A 14,293-nucleotide genomic window follows, 5' to 3' on the forward strand; every position below is an offset into this window, starting at 1 on the left:
GGCCCCAGCTGTAGTAGCTGCTACAGCTGGGGCCGTGTATGAATTCAAGAACTGACCCCGTTTTGTGCGCGCGCCAGCAGCAGCTGGCGTTCGCGTTCGTTGTGTGTCAGTGCGGCGGCGCGCTCGAATTCGAGGCGCGCCTCCGCTGTTCTCCCCAGCCTGGCCAGCAGGTCGCCACGCACGCTGGGCAGCAGATGGTAGCTCTTCAATGCGGGCGCATCCATCAAGCCATCCACCACCTCCAGTCCCGCCTGCGGTCCATACGCCATGGATAACGCCACGGCACGGTTCAACTCGACAATCGGCGACGGCGACAGCTGCGCCAGCGCGTCATACAGCGCGGCGATGCGCTGCCAGTCGGTATCGGCGCCACGGCGCGCCCGCGCATGGCAGGCGGCGATCGCGGCTTGCAGACCGTATGGCCCCAGGCCCCGGCCGGTGCGTTCGGCACGCGCCAGCGCCGCCAGGCCGCGCCGTATCAGCAGCTGGTCCCAGCGCGTACGGTCCTGTTCCATCAGCAGTATCGGCTCGCCTTTCGGGCCGACCCGGGCGCGGGCGCGCGAGGACTGAATTTCCATCAGCGCCACCAGGCCATGCACCTCCGGTTCGTCCGGCGTCAGCTCGGCCAGGATACGCCCCAGCCGCAGCGCCTCCTCGCACAGCGCCGGACGCATCCAGTCGGCGCCAGCGCTGGCGGAATAGCCTTCGTTGTAAATCAGGTAGATTACTTGCAGCACCGAGGCCAGGCGCTCGCCCAGCTCGTGCGTGCGCGGCGCCTCAAACGGCACCTTGGCCTCGGACAGGGTGCGCTTGGCGCGCACGATGCGCTGCGCCACCGTCTTTTCCGGCACCAGGAAGGCACGCGCGATTTCGTCGGTGCTGAGGCCGCCCAGCAGGCGTAAGGTCAGCGCCACGCGGCCATCGGTGGGCAGCACCGGATGGCAGGCCACAAACACCAGCCGCAGCAGATCGTCGCCAATATCGTTGTCCAGCGCGTTTTCCACCGCCGCCTCCAGGTCCGGTGCGGCGGCCTGCAATTGCAGGTCAATCTCGTAACTGATCTGGGATTCTTTTTCCTGATGCATCTGGCGATGGCGCAGCAGGTCCAGCGCACGGTTTTTGGCCACCGCCATGAGCCAGGCGGCCGGCTGGTCGGGCACGCCGGTATCCGGCCAGCGTTCCAGTGCCTGCACCAGCGCATCTTGCGCAAGTTCTTCGGCCGGCCCGACATCGCGCAGCATGCGCGCCAGCACGGCGATGATCTTGGCCGACTCCATGCGCCACACCGCCTCGATGATTTTATGAACGTCAGCCGCCACGGGCTGCTTTGCTGAAAGCGTTGCGCAGGCCGGCCTCCAGCAATTCGGCGCGCAGGCGTTCTTCCGCCGCCACCATCTCCGGCGTGAACTCCGCGTGCGACTTGCGCTCGCAGGCTTCACGGATTTCCAGGGTCAGGTCGCCCGGCATCGGATAGGGATAGGCCTTGGCCCAGGCAATCGCCGCCTCGCGCGAAGCCGCCTGCAGCATCCAGTAGCCCGCGATGAGTTCCTTGATTTCCGTGAACGGGCCATCGACCACCGAGGTTTTCGAGTTGGCATAGTGGACCCGCACTGCGGAGCTGCTGCCCATCAGGCCCTCGCCCGCCAGCAGCACGCCCTGCTGCACGCCCGCCTCATTGGCCGCGTTCATCACATCGATGACTTCGGGCGGCGGCGCCAGATCGGACTCCAGCTCCGCATCCGAACGCAGGAACACCACGTAGCGCGTCAGCTCCTGTTTGCGGTCCGGGATGGTGCCGGCCGCCGTGCCCCGTTCATCAAAGCCGAGGCAGGCGCCGGGGCAGCCCGCATCGCGGATTTCATAGACTGCGCCGCTGTCGAACAGGGGCCACCAGCGCACCTGTTCCACAATATCTTCGCGCGATTCTGCTTCCAGCTGCACGAAGCCGGCCACCAGCTCCCTCGGCGGGAATGGGCCGTGAACCTCGCTCCACTCGCCATCGCGGCGCAACAGCCGCACGGCTTCCGCACTGGGGCGAAGAAACGTGCCCGGCTCCAGCGCCGGCGGCTGTATCCCTCGTTCCGTGCTCTGATTTGCACGGCGCAATACCATGAATTCCATTGCAAACTCCTGACTAGACTCAGGTATTAAGGTATCACAGGCGAGCGCGTAAAGCTTCTTCCTGCGCTGCCAGTTCCGGCGTCACAGCCTCACCGAAATCACTCATCTCAAACACCTGGCGGATTTCAATGTCGGACGGGCCATCGAACGGATTCGGGCAGCGCTTCATCCATTCAATCGCCTCTTCCTTCGACTTCACCTGGATCAGCCAGAAGCCCGCAATCAGCTCCTTGACTTCGGTGAACGGTCCATCGGTCACGGTGCGGGTCTTGCCATCGTAGTGGATGCGCGCGCCTTTCGCGCTCGGATGCAGGCCTTCGCCCGCCAGCAGCACGCCGGCATTGACCAATTCCTCGTTGAACTTGCCCATGGCCGTCAACAGCTCGGTACTGGGCAGCTTGCCGGCTTCCGAATCCGCGGTCGCCTTTACAATAATCATGAAACGCATGGCTGTCCCCTTCTTAGCACGGTGGCATTTGCTGTTTCATCGCAGCCGCCATTTCTTCCGGCGTCATGTCCTTGATGTGGGTGGCAATCGCCCAGTGGTGGCCGAACGGGTCAGTCACCTGGCTGTAGCGGTCGCCCCAGAACATGTCCGTGGGCGGCATCCGCACCGTGGCGCCGGCCTGCACCGCCTGCTGGAACGCGGCGTCGGTATCGGCCACGTACATATGCAGCGTGACCGGGCTGCCGCCCAGCGCTTTCGGCCCCTTGCCGCCTTCGTACTCCGGAAAGTCATCCGCCAGCATGACGGTGGAATCGCCGATCTTGAGCGCAGCGTGCATCAGCTTGCCGTTGGGGCCGGGCATCCGCATGATTTCCACCGCGTTGAACGCCTTTTTATAGAATTCAATCGCGTTGGCCGCGCCTTCGCACGCCAGGTGCGGCGTGATGGTGTACATACCCTGAGGAATAGGATTTACTTTCGCATTCATGTCAGTCTCCTTGGTTGAGTCGATCGGTGCTTCTATCCCTACGACGAAGCAGCATCGCAGAATTCGACACGCTTTTTTAGTTTTTTTTGAAGAACAGCGTAAATACTGTGCACTCGCCCGGCTGGCTGTCCACCGAGATCTTTCCACCATGCAATTCCATGATGGCGCGCACGATGGACAGGCCAAGGCCGGCGGAATGGGACTGGTCGGAACGCGCCTGGTCAGCGCGGTAATAGCGGTCGAATACATGGGGCAGATGTTCGGGCGCGATGCCGGGGCCGGAATTGCTCACCGTCAGCGCGACGCCATCCGCGACGGCGCGCGCCGCCAGCGTCACCGTGCCGCCGGCCGGCGTGTAGCGGATGGCGTTCGACACCAGGTTATTTACGGCGCGGCGCAGCAGCACCGGATCGACCTCCGCCCGCAGCGGCGCGGCATCGACGCTCAGGCGCACGCCCACATCGTCCGCGAGGATCTCAAAATAGTCGTGGATGCGCCGCAGCTCCACCTGCAGGTCCAGCGTTTCGCGCTGCAGCGCCAGCTGGGCGTTATCGACGCGCGCGAGGAACAGCGTGTTCTCGATCATGCGCGCCAGCCGCTCGTACTCTTCCAGATTGGACGCCAGCAGTTGCTGGTACTCTTCCGGCGTGCGCGGGCGCGACAGCGCCACCTGCGTTTCCAGCATCAGCGTGTTGACCGGCGTACGCATGTCATGCGCCAGGTCGGCGGCAAAGCCGGACAGGCGCTGCACGCCATCCTCGAGCCGGTTCAGCATGGCGTTATAGGCCTCACCCAGTTCGCGCAGCTCGACCGGCGCGTCCTTGACCGACAGCCGCGTATTCATGCGGCTGGTGCTGATATCGTTGGCCTTGGCGACCACGGAACGCAGCCGCCGCATGCTATGGCGCACCGCCACATAACCCAGCAGCGTGGCCAGCAGTGCACCGCCGCACAGCGCCACCAGCAGATCGATGGCATAAGTGCTGAGCAGCTTGAGCCGGTCGGAGCGCTCGCGCGCCAGCGTAATCTGTACCGGATCGGCGCCCGCCACGCCCGCCGCGCGCACCATGCGGCCGATGCCCGTGGCGGGCTGCCAGTCATGGATGTCCGCCAGCGTCAGCACGCGCTGGGCCGGCACGCTGTCCACCTGCGGCAGCGGGCGCGAAGTCACCGAGGTTTGCAGCAGTTGGCGGCCATCGGCGGCATTCACCCTGAGCATGAAGTCATGATGGCCAAACAGCGCATCGGTAAGCGGCTTGCCATCCCGCGCGATGGCGTCCGCCGACGGCAGGCTGGCGACGATGCGGCGCAGCTGTCCGGCCTTGGCAATAAGCTCGGCGTCGTCGCGGTTGGCCATCTGCTGCTGCAAGGTCAGATACAGATACGCGCCCACCGCCACAAAGCTGGTCACCACCACCGCTGACAGCAGCATGGCCACGCGCAGCGTCAACGACATCGGCCGGCGCATCAGGCACGCTCCTCCAGCAGATAGCCCATGCCGCGCACCGTCTGCACCAGCTTGCGCGGGAACGGATCGTCCACCTTGGCGCGCAGGCGGCGGATCGCCACATCGACCACATTGGTGTCGGAATCAAAGTTCATGTCCCACACCATGGAGGCGATCTGCGTGCGCGACAGCACCTCGCCCTGGCGCTTGGCCAGCAGGTGCAGCAGGGCGAATTCCTTGGCCGTGAGCTCGATGCGCTGGCCGCCGCGCATCACACGGCGGCGCAGCACATCGATTTCCAGATCGGCCACGCGTATCACTTCCGCTTCGCGCACCGGCCCGCGCCGCATCAGCGTCTTGATGCGGGCCAGCAGTTCGGCAAATGCGAACGGCTTGACCAGGTAATCGTCCGCGCCCAGTTCAAGGCCCTTGACGCGGTCCACTACATCATCGCGCGCGGTGAGGAACAGCACCGGCGTTTCCTTCCGCTCGCGCAGCTTGCCGAGCACCGTCCAGCCGTCCATCTGCGGCAGCATCACGTCCAGCACGATCAGTTCATAGTCATGCTCGAGCGCCAGCGCCAGCCCATCGACGCCATTGCGCGCCAGGTCCGCCACATAGCCGGATTCGTGCAGGCCCTTGACCAGATAGTCGCCCGCCTTCGGTTCGTCTTCAACAATCAGTATCTTCATGATGCCCTCATTGTCGGCCTTTTACAGGGCCGCAGGGATTACAAATCTGTCATTTGGACGTCATCTTCCTGTCAGCACCCGCTCCTTAGACTGGCCTCCATCTTCACTCAACCACGAAAGGAAGCACCATGTTCAACGCACTGCGCACCACCTTGATCGCCGCTGCCATCGCCGCCAGCACCGGCGCCGCCCACGCCACCGTCAACCCGCATCCGGAATTCGGCATGCGCACCGCCGCTGCCAACGCGGATCAGCGCATCACTATCAATCCTTCCACCAAATGGGTCAACGTGAACAACGGCGACACCGTCACCTTCGACATCAACGGCAAAAGCGTCACCTGGCATTTTGACACGCTGCACAGCGAAGAAGCGTTCGACCTGTCGAAAATCGCGCCCGACGCCATCCCGGCCGGCGTGGTGACGGTGTACGTCGGCAGCAATCCCTTGTACCGCGGCTGATCCCGTGCGCGCCGCAATCACCGCAGTCCTCCTGCCGCTGGTGGCGGCCGGAGCGCAAGCGCAGGAACACCACCATCACGGCAGCGCCGCCGCCGAGGCAGCGCCACCCGCCGCCTTCGTTGCCAGCAGCGCCAAGTCATTCAGCGCGCTGATGGACGACGCCATGGCCGTGATGGACGCCGGCATGCAGCAGGCGCCCATGAACGGCGTGGCGGAGCACGACTTCGTCACCATGATGATGCCGCATCACCAGGGCGCCGTCGATATGGCCAAAGCCGTGCTGCTACACACCCAGGACCCGGAAATCCGCAATCTGGCGCTCGGCATCATCGCCGAGCAGCAGAACGAGATCAATGTCATGCAGGCCTGGCTGCAACGTCACAAGGAGACTACCCAATGAAGCAACTCGCACTTGCCGCAGCTGCCGCGCTATGTTGTACCTGTGCCGCCGCAGCGCCTTCGCCGCTGGACCGCTTCTACACCGCCGACCAGAATACCAACACCATCTCGGTGTTCAACCCCGCCAGCAATATGCTGCTTGGCCAGATCAAACTGGGCAACGCGCGGCCAGACGTGCTGTCGCCGTTGTACCGTGGCGAAATCAATGTCCATGGCCTGGGCTTTTCGCCCGATCACAAAACCCTGATCGCAATTGCCAATGGCTCCAACTCGGTGACCTTCATCGACACCGCCACCAACAAGGTCAAAGGCAAAACCTATGTAGGCCGCTCGCCGCATGAAGGCTTCTTCACCGCCGATGGCAAGGAGGTATGGGTGGTGGTGCGCGGCGAGGACTACATCTCCGTCATCGATCCCGTCACACTCAAGGAGACGCGCCGCATCCAGACCGACCTGGGACCGGGCATGGTGCAGTTCCATCCGGACGGCAAGCTGGCGTTTGTGGTATCCAGCTTTACGCCGACAGTGGATATCATCGATGTGGCCTCGCATGCCGTCATCAAGCGCATCAGCGTGGCCAGCCCGTTTTCGCCCTTCCTGCAATTTACGCCGGACTACAGCGAGATCTGGATGACGCACAAGGACGTCGGCAAGGTCACGCGCATCAGCACTACGACACTGGAAGTCACCGGCGTGATCGACACCGGATTTATTACCAACCACCTGGCGTTTGCCAAAGTGGGCGGCGAGGTGCGCGCCTATGTCACGGTGGGTGGCGAGAACGCGGTCAAGGTCTACAGCACTGGCAAGGAAGCCAGGCTGCTGGCGACCATTGCCACCGGCGCCCTGCCGCATGGCGCCTGGACCTCGGACGACAACACCCGCGTCTACGTCGGACTGGAAAACGGCGATGGCGTGCAGGTCATCGACACTGCCACCAACCAGATCATCGCTACGATGGGCGGTGGGCAGGCGCCGCAAGCGCTGGTCTACCTGTCCAACGTTGCGGCCAGCGCCGACGACCGCGCCAACCTGGTGCCGCGTGTGAATCAGGACGCGCACAACATCCAGCTCAAGCCGACCGGCGATGCTGGCAAAGGCTTTATCGTCGTGCGCAACCTGGGCGTGGTGGACGCCATCGAAGCTTTCCTGTACAAGCTGAAGCCGGACGCGCAATACGACGTCTACATCAGCGGCCAGGCCGCACCGATCGGCAGCTTCCGCACGAATGCCATGGGCATGGCCAACGGCACCATGATCGGTCCGGTGCGTTCAGCTGCCGCCAGCGATACCCCCTCCACCATCACGGTGAAGGAGGCCGGCGGCGCGGCGGTGCTGGTTAGCGTGCGCTGAACCCTTAAGTGGTAAGGCTGGCGTATCGCTTAAGGTTGCGGGGTTATTTGGCCGCGCCCAGGATAAGGTTCGCAATCTCGTCGGCGTGCGAGATCATCGAGAGATGGCTGGATTGCAGCTCGATGGTCTTGGCGCCCATGCGCCTGGCCAGGAAGCGCTCCAGTTCCGGCGAGGTGGTACGGTCATTGGCCGACACCGCGTAGTACGTCGGCTTGACCTTCCACGCCGCCGCCGTGGTGCGCGAAGCAAACAGCGTCTGCGAAATCCGCCCCTGCCCTGCATACAGCACGCGGGCGCGCGCCGGCTCCAGGTCCCCCGCGAAGTCGCGCACAAACGCCTCCTCGCTCAGTTGCGCAAAGCCGTCCGGCGTCTTGACCAGACCCTTGCTCGCCGGCGCCGCCGGGAAGGTCGACGCCAGGGCCGCATAGTCCTCGCCCGCATCCGGAGCGCGCGCTGCCACATACACCAGCGCCGCCACCTTGGCATCCGTGCCCGCTTCGCTGATCACGGTCCCCGCCCACGAGTGGCCGACCAGAATCACCGGACCATCCTGCTGCGCCAGCGCACGACGGGTCGCGTCAGCATCGTCAGCCAGCGACGTCAGGGGATTCTGCACCGACGTCACATGCTTGCCGGCCTTCTGCAAACGCGCGATCACATCGTTCCAGCACGAGCCGTCCGCATAGGCGCCATGCACCAGCACGATGTTGTTGACGGCCGCTGTCGCGCCGCCGGAAAGCAGCGCCGAGAGGGCGCCAGCAAATATCAGCTTTTTCATGTATGTTCCTTGTTGGTTGAGAGCGAGTCCAGTATAAAAATCCCCCTCTGACCACAAGATGACGCCCGCATTACAAACAGATTACATTCCAGCAGATACACAACGATACATTACAGAAACAATTCTTAAGTCAGCCGTAACCATTAAGCAGCTAAAATTTCAGCAATGTAGTAACTTACTTTACTGCAATATCGCATTCATTAGCCTGGCTCATAAGGTCATGCGATGCCGCCGCATTAATCAAAAAGAGTACTGCGCCATGTTGCGCGGTTAGTCCGTCCCTGGGGGAAACCTTGTGTTAATTGATATCGTCCGCGTGGCGCTTCGGCGCCCCTATACATTTGTGGTCATGGCTTTGCTGCTGCTGATCGCTGGTCCGTTGGCCGCCTTGCGCACGCCGACCGACATCTTCCCCGACATCAAAATCCCGGTGATTGCGGTGGCATGGCAGTACACCGGCCAACCGCCCGACCAGATGGCCGGCCGCATTTCCACGCTGTTCCAGCGCGCGCTGACCACCACTGTCAACGACATCGAACACATTGAAGCCAACACCTTCACCGGCGTCAGTATCGTCAAGATCTTCTTCCAGCCTGGCGTCAACGTGGCCGTGGCCAATGCCCAGGTGACAGCAATCTCGCAAGCCTTGCTGAAGCAGATGCCCGCCGGGATTACGCCGCCGCTGATCATCAACTACAACGCTGCGACGGTGCCGATTCTGCAGGTAGCGCTATCTGGCAAAGGCCTGTCCGAACAGCAGCTGTCCGACCTGGGTACCAACACCGTGCGGACGCCGCTGGTCAGCGTGCCTGGCGCCGCGATCCCGCTGCCGTACGGCGGCAAACAACGCCAGGTGCAGATTGACGTCGATCCTGCGCTGCTGCAGGCGCGCGGCCTGTCGGCGCAGGATATCGCCAACGCACTGGCCGCACAGAACGTGCTGACCCCGGTGGGTACGCAGAAAATCGACAGCCTGGAATACACCATCCAGCTCAATAGCGCGCCATCGGCCATCGCCGACCTGGCCCGCCTGCCGGTGAAGGTGGTCAACGGCGCCACCATCTACCTGGGCGACATCGCCAATGTCCACGACGGTAACGCGCCGCAGACCAACATCGTGCACGTCGATGGCAGCCGTTCGGTGCTGATGTCGGTGCTGAAGAACGGCTCCGCCTCCACGCTGGCGATTGTGGACGGCATCCGCGCCAAGATCGAGGCGCTCAAACCGGGCTGGCCGGAAGCATTGAACGCCACGCCGATCAATGACCAATCCGTATTCGTACGCGCCGCCATCAAAGGCGTGGCATCGGAAGGCGTGATCGCCGCCGTGCTGACCAGCCTCATGATCCTGCTGTTCCTGGGCAGCTGGCGCTCGACCATCATCATCGCGGTCTCGATTCCGCTGTCCATCCTGGGTTCCATCATCGCCTTGTCCGCCATCGGCGAATCGCTCAACCTGATGACGCTGGGCGGCCTGGCGCTGGCCGTGGGCATCCTGGTGGACGATGCAACCGTCACCATTGAAAACATCAACTGGCACCTTGAACACGGCAAGCCGGTGGAAGCCGCCATCCTTGACGGCGCGGCGCAGATCACCACCCCGGCCTTCGTGTCACTGCTGTGTATCTGTATCGTGTTTGTGCCGATGTTCTTCCTGGACGGCGTCTCGCGCTTCCTGTTCGTACCGATGGCGGAAGCGGTGATCTTCGCCATGGTCTGCTCCTTCATCCTGTCGCGCACCCTGGTGCCGACCATGGCCAACTACCTGCTCAAGCCGCACGACACGGGCGAAGGCCACGCCCACGGCCACGGCGGCCATGGCAAGCCTGCGCCGTCAAGCAATCCGCTGGTACGCTTCCAGCGCGCGTTTGAAGCCCGCTTCGAACGCGTACGCACAGGCTATATGGGCATCCTGCAATACGCCATCGCCCACCGTCCGAAATTCATCATCGGCTTCCTGGTGGTAGTGGTGGCGTCGTTCTCGATGGTGCCTTTCCTGGGCAGTAATTTCTTCCCGTCGGTCGACTCGGGCCAGGTGCTGATCCACGTGCGCGTGCCGGTCGGTACCCGTATCGAAGAAACCGCAGCGCGCTTCGCCAAAATCGAGCAGGCCATCCGCCGCGTGATCCCGGCCAAGGAAATCGTCACCATGACCGACAACATCGGCATGCCGGCCAGCTCGATCAACACCGTGTACAACAACACCGGCATGATGGGCACGCAGGACGGCGACTTCCAGATCGCCCTCGGCGAAGAACACGCGCCGACGGCGGAATATGTGCGCAAGCTACGCCGCGTGCTGCCGGAAGAATTCCCGGACACCACCTTCTCGTTCCCGCCAGCGGACATCGTCAGCCAGATTCTGAACTTTGGCTCGCCAGCGCCGATTGATATCCAGATCCGTGGCGCCAAGATCGACGACAACTACGTCTACGCCGACAAGCTGCTCAAGCGCATCCGCGCCATCCCTGGCGTGGCGGACGCGCGCATCCAGCAGTCCAACAAAGCGCCGGTGTTCAAGGTCGATGTCGACCGCACGCAGGCGCAGCAACTGGGCCTGACCACCCGCGACATCACCAACAGCATGGTGGTCAACCTGGCCGGTTCCTCGCAGGTTGCACCAACCTTCTGGCTGAACCCGGCCAACGGCGTGAGCTACCCGATTGTCATGCAGACCCCGCAGCCGCAGCTGGATTCGCTGTCGTCGCTGGCCAATCTGCCGGTCGGTAACGGCGCCAATACGGGCAACGCAACGCTGGGCGGCGTGGCACGCTTCGAACGCGGTACCGCACCGGCGATCGTGAGCCAGTACGATATCGCGCCGATGGTGCAGATCTACGCGACCACCCAGGACCGCGACCTTGGCTCTGTCGCCAAGGACATCAACAAGGTGCTGGAAGATACCAGGGCCGATCTGCCAAAAGGCACCACCGTGCAGATGCTGGGCCAGGTCAAGACCATGGATCGCGCGTTTGCCGGCCTGCTGTTTGGCCTGCTGGGCGCCGTGGTGCTGATCTACTTCCTGATCGTGGTGAACTTCCAGTCGTGGCTGGACCCGGCGGTGATCGTCTCGGCGCTGCCTGCCGCGCTGGCCGGCATCGTCTGGATGCTGTTCGCAACGAATACCACGCTGTCCGTGCCTGCCCTGACGGGCGCCATCATGTGCATGGGTGTAGCCACCGCCAACTCGGTGCTGGTGATCTCGTTTGCGCGTGAACGCCTGGACGAACTGGGTGACGCTACCGCCGCCGCGCTGGAAGCGGGCTCGGTGCGCTTCCGTCCCGTGCTGATGACCGCCCTGTCCATGATCATCGGCATGCTGCCGATGGCGCTGGGCCTGGGCGACGGCGGCGAGCAGAATGCACCACTGGGCCGCGCCGTGATCGGCGGCCTGATTTTCGCCACCACAGCGACGCTGCTGTTCGTGCCTGTACTGTTCAGCATCGTGCACAAGAAAAAAGCCGCACCGGGTACGGCACCTGATACCAAATCCAACGACCAACCTATTTCCGGAGCACCTGTCCATGCAAACTAAAACTTCTCGTATGGGTCACAAGCCGCTGGCCCTGGGTCTGATCGTCCTCGCTGCCGCGCTGGTTTCGGCCGGCATCCTGAGCCGCCGTTCGCAAGCGGAGCAGGTCAAGGAAGCCAATGCCCCGGTGATCCCTACCGTCAGCATCCTGACCGTGGGCCAGGTCACCGGCGCGCCGCTGGAACTGTCGGCGCGTATTGAGCCGTGGGCGCGTGCACCGATCTACGCCCGCGTCAGCGGCTATCTGAAAAACTGGAACGTCGACATCGGCGCGCCCGTCAAATCGGGCCAGACGCTGGCCGACATCGAAACGCCGGACCTCGACCAGCAACTGCTGCAAGCCAAAGCTGAACTGGCAACCGCACGCAGCAACCTGACGCTGGCCACCAGCACCGCCAAGCGCTGGCAAGGCCTGCTGGCGGCGGACGCCGTCTCGCATCAGGAAGCCGATGAAAAAGCTGGCGACCTGGCGGCCAAGCAGTCCGCCGTCAACGCCATGCAGGCCAACGTGGACCGCGTGCAGGCCTTGCAGCGCTACACCCGCCTGGTGGCGCCATTCGATGGCGTGGTCACCGCACGCAATACCGATGTGGGCGCGCTGATCAGCGTCGGCGGCGTACCGGGTAGCGAATTATTCGTGGTGTCCGACATCAGCCGCCTGCGCGTGTACGTCAACGTGCCGCAGCGCCAGGTCGCTGCGATCAAGGTCGGCGACAAGGCGGAACTGAGCGTGCCTGAACGCGCGGGCAAAGTCTTCACCGCGACCGTGCAGTCGCTGTCGCAATCGATCAACGCCAGCTCCGGCGCCATGCTAGTGCAGCTGACCGTGCAGAACGACAACCGCGAGCTGCTGCCAGGCGGTTACGCCTCCATCCACTTCGACGCGCCGGTGGCCGGCAGTGCCCTGAGCATCCCGCCAAGTGCGCTGATCTTCAACAAGGCCGGCACGCAGGTGGCGACGGTAGGCAACGACAACCGCGTGGTGATGAAGCAGATCACGGTCGGCCGTGACCTGGGCAGCGCGCTGGAAATCGCTTCCGGCATCGACCGCAATGACCGTGTCATCGCCAATCCGCCAGATGGCGTGTCCACCGGCGACGCTGTCCGCGTAGCTGCCGCCGCCACGACGACGAAGGCCAAGCTGTGAAGATTATTTACGCTACTACCTTAGCCCTGGCGCTGGCCGCCTGTGCGCAAGCGCCGGTGCAGCAGCCGCCTGCCGTACCGATGGCCGACAGCTTCCGCGACATTCCCGCAGGCTGGGCCGATGCCAACGCCAAAACGCCATTGATGCCAGCCGACTGGTGGACCATGTATCAGGACCCGCAGCTGGATGCGCTGGAGCAGCAGCTCATCGCCAACAGCCCGGACCTGGCCAGCGCCTTGGCGCGCTACAAGCAGGCGCAGGCCGCAACGGGCGTACTGCGTTCGGCCGAATCGCCGCAACTGGGCGCCTCGCTGAATGGCCAGCGCATCCGCCAGTCCGATCTCAAGCCGCTGCGCGGCGCCACCTCGCCTGCTGAATACAACAGCGGCACGCTGACGCTGGACTTCGGCTACGAAGTCGATCTGTGGGGCCGCATCAGCAAGCAAGTCAGCGCTGGCGAGGCGCAGGAACGTGCTGCCAATGCGGACCTCGCGGCGGCGCGCCTGTCGCTGCAGATCCAGCTGGCCGATGCGCTGCTGGCACTGCGCGGCGCCGATGCCGACATCAAGCTGCTGCGCGAAACCGAAGCCGCCTACAAGCGCCAGGCCGACCTGATGACCCAGCGGCATGACGGCGGTACTGCCTCCGGCCTCGATCTGGCGCGCGCAGAAACGCAGCTCGAATCCACCCGCTCCCTGCTGCGCCAGCGCCAGGCGCAGCGCAGCGTACAGGAACATGCGGTTGCCGCGCTGGTGGGCGCCAATGCGGCCAGCTTTACGGTAGCGCCGGCGCCGGACGCCAGCTTCACCGCGCCTGTGGTGCCGGTAGGCCTGCCATCGCAACTGCTGCAGCGCCGCGCCGACATCGCCGCCGCCGCACTGCGCGTGGCGGCCGCCAGCGACCAGGTAGGCGTGGCGCGCACTGCGCTGTTCCCGTCGTTGACGCTGGGCGTGCAGGCCGGCCTGCAGTCGAGCAACTTCGACCAGTTCGCGCGCGTCTCCAACCTGTTCTGGGCAGTCGGCCCGACCATCGCTGTCAGCCTGCTGGACGGCGGCCGCCGCAAAGCGCAAATCGCCAGCGCCGAAGCGGTACTGGACGAAGCGGGCCAGCGTTACCGCGCTGTCGTGCTGACCGCCTTCCAGCAAGTGGAAGACCAGCTCGCGCTGCTCAACAACTACGACGAAGCCGCCAGGTTTGACCACTCGGCAGCCGATGCCGCGCGCCGCGCGCTGGACCTGGCCAAGAAACGCTACGACCAGGGCGCTGCCAGCTACCTGGAAGTGGTGACGGCACAAACGGCGTACCTGCAGGCGCGCCGCAGCGAACTGGATCTGACCACGCGCTACCGCCAGGCCGGCGTGCAGTTGGTGAAGGCCGTCGGCGGCGGCTGGTCAGCCTGAGAAGGCTATGACCAGCGGGACAGGCAGA

Annotated in this window: 13 protein-coding genes; 6 read left to right on the forward strand and 7 right to left on the reverse strand. The window is 64.0% G+C overall.

What is annotated here, in order from left to right; genetic code table 11:
* Nucleotides 1-44 precede the first annotated feature (44 nt).
* The 6 genes from BUA36_RS02725 to BUA36_RS02750 all read right to left on the reverse strand — a co-directional run bounded on the left by BUA36_RS02725 (nt 45) and on the right by BUA36_RS02750 (nt 5,195).
* Nucleotides 45-1,277, reverse strand: coding sequence for an RNA polymerase sigma factor (locus tag BUA36_RS02725; RefSeq protein WP_084559976.1), 1,233 nt, complete (start codon nt 1,275-1,277; stop codon nt 45-47).
* Nucleotides 1,278-1,308: 31 nt separating this feature from the next.
* Nucleotides 1,309-2,121: a YciI family protein gene (locus tag BUA36_RS02730; protein ID WP_072781116.1), complete on the reverse strand. Its 813-nt coding sequence runs from the start codon at nt 2,119-2,121 to the stop codon at nt 1,309-1,311.
* Nucleotides 2,122-2,155: 34 nt separating this feature from the next.
* The gene (locus BUA36_RS02735; protein ID WP_072781118.1) at nt 2,156-2,569 is read right to left on the reverse strand and encodes a YciI family protein; all 414 of its coding nucleotides are present in this window, start codon (nt 2,567-2,569) and stop codon (nt 2,156-2,158) included.
* 13 nt (nt 2,570-2,582) lie between these two features.
* On the reverse strand, nt 2,583-3,056 hold the full coding sequence (locus tag BUA36_RS02740; RefSeq protein WP_072781120.1) for a VOC family protein: 474 nt from the start codon (nt 3,054-3,056) through the stop codon (nt 2,583-2,585).
* A 76-nt stretch (nt 3,057-3,132) separates the two neighbouring features.
* A complete protein-coding gene (locus BUA36_RS02745; RefSeq protein ID WP_084559950.1) occupies nt 3,133-4,524 on the reverse strand; it encodes a heavy metal sensor histidine kinase in 1,392 nt (463 codons plus the stop codon).
* Nucleotides 4,524-5,195, reverse strand: coding sequence for a heavy metal response regulator transcription factor (locus tag BUA36_RS02750; protein WP_072781123.1), 672 nt, complete (start codon nt 5,193-5,195; stop codon nt 4,524-4,526). Before BUA36_RS02750 ends, BUA36_RS02745 begins: the two co-directional genes overlap by 1 nt.
* A gap of 128 nt (nt 5,196-5,323) precedes the next feature.
* Here BUA36_RS02750 and BUA36_RS02755 point away from each other — a divergent pair, with 128 nt between their 5' ends.
* The 3 genes from BUA36_RS02755 to BUA36_RS02765 are packed head-to-tail and all read left to right on the forward strand — an operon-like array spanning nt 5,324 to nt 7,408.
* Nucleotides 5,324-5,656: a CzcE family metal-binding protein gene (locus BUA36_RS02755; protein ID WP_072781124.1), complete on the forward strand. Its 333-nt coding sequence runs from the start codon at nt 5,324-5,326 to the stop codon at nt 5,654-5,656.
* A 4-nt stretch (nt 5,657-5,660) separates the two neighbouring features.
* Entirely contained in the window at nt 5,661-6,056 is a 396-nt protein-coding gene (locus BUA36_RS02760) for a DUF305 domain-containing protein (RefSeq protein ID WP_229255590.1), read from the forward strand.
* Nucleotides 6,053-7,408, forward strand: coding sequence for a YncE family protein (locus tag BUA36_RS02765; RefSeq protein ID WP_072781127.1), 1,356 nt, complete (start codon nt 6,053-6,055; stop codon nt 7,406-7,408). Before BUA36_RS02760 ends, BUA36_RS02765 begins: the two co-directional genes overlap by 4 nt.
* 43 nt (nt 7,409-7,451) lie before the next feature.
* Here the strand turns inward: BUA36_RS02765 and BUA36_RS02770 are convergent, their stop codons facing one another.
* Nucleotides 7,452-8,186 carry an alpha/beta fold hydrolase gene (locus tag BUA36_RS02770; protein ID WP_084559951.1) on the reverse strand — a complete coding sequence of 245 codons (735 nt, stop codon included), beginning with the start codon at nt 8,184-8,186 and terminating at the stop codon, nt 7,452-7,454.
* A gap of 295 nt (nt 8,187-8,481) precedes the next feature.
* Here BUA36_RS02770 and BUA36_RS02775 point away from each other — a divergent pair, with 295 nt between their 5' ends.
* Genes BUA36_RS02775 through BUA36_RS02785 form a run of 3 tightly spaced genes read left to right on the forward strand, consistent with a single transcriptional unit; the run spans nt 8,482 to nt 14,265 of the window.
* Entirely contained in the window at nt 8,482-11,721 is a 3,240-nt protein-coding gene (locus BUA36_RS02775) for an efflux RND transporter permease subunit (protein ID WP_072781129.1), read from the forward strand.
* A complete protein-coding gene (locus tag BUA36_RS02780) occupies nt 11,711-12,865 on the forward strand; it encodes an efflux RND transporter periplasmic adaptor subunit (protein WP_072781131.1) in 1,155 nt (384 codons plus the stop codon). Before BUA36_RS02775 ends, BUA36_RS02780 begins: the two co-directional genes overlap by 11 nt.
* Nucleotides 12,862-14,265, forward strand: a complete 1,404-nt coding sequence (locus tag BUA36_RS02785) for an efflux transporter outer membrane subunit (RefSeq protein WP_072781132.1) — start codon at nt 12,862-12,864, stop codon at nt 14,263-14,265. The genes BUA36_RS02780 and BUA36_RS02785 overlap by 4 nt, the downstream gene beginning before the upstream one ends.
* Nucleotides 14,266-14,293: the final 28 nt, after the last annotated feature.

It is taken from the genome of Duganella sacchari (genome assembly GCF_900143065.1).
Taxonomy (GTDB): domain Bacteria; phylum Pseudomonadota; class Gammaproteobacteria; order Burkholderiales; family Burkholderiaceae_D; genus Rugamonas; species Rugamonas sacchari.

Bases quoted from the DNA above. Each gene is read 5' to 3' on its own strand.
- BUA36_RS02725 (WP_084559976.1), bottom strand. From the start codon at position 1,277: ATGGAGTCGGCCAAGATCATCGCCGTGCTGGCGCGCATGCTGCGCGAT.
- BUA36_RS02730 (WP_072781116.1), bottom strand. From the start codon at position 2,121: ATGGAATTCATGGTATTGCGCCGTGCAAATCAGAGCACGGAACGAGGG.
- BUA36_RS02735 (WP_072781118.1), bottom strand. From the start codon at position 2,569: ATGCGTTTCATGATTATTGTAAAGGCGACCGCGGATTCGGAAGCCGGC.
- BUA36_RS02740 (WP_072781120.1), bottom strand. From the start codon at position 3,056: ATGAATGCGAAAGTAAATCCTATTCCTCAGGGTATGTACACCATCACG.
- BUA36_RS02745 (WP_084559950.1), bottom strand. From the start codon at position 4,524: ATGCGCCGGCCGATGTCGTTGACGCTGCGCGTGGCCATGCTGCTGTCA.
- BUA36_RS02750 (WP_072781123.1), bottom strand. From the start codon at position 5,195: ATGAAGATACTGATTGTTGAAGACGAACCGAAGGCGGGCGACTATCTG.
- BUA36_RS02755 (WP_072781124.1), top strand. From the start codon at position 5,324: ATGTTCAACGCACTGCGCACCACCTTGATCGCCGCTGCCATCGCCGCC.
- BUA36_RS02765 (WP_072781127.1), top strand. From the start codon at position 6,053: ATGAAGCAACTCGCACTTGCCGCAGCTGCCGCGCTATGTTGTACCTGT.
- BUA36_RS02770 (WP_084559951.1), bottom strand. From the start codon at position 8,186: ATGAAAAAGCTGATATTTGCTGGCGCCCTCTCGGCGCTGCTTTCCGGC.
- BUA36_RS02780 (WP_072781131.1), top strand. From the start codon at position 11,711: ATGCAAACTAAAACTTCTCGTATGGGTCACAAGCCGCTGGCCCTGGGT.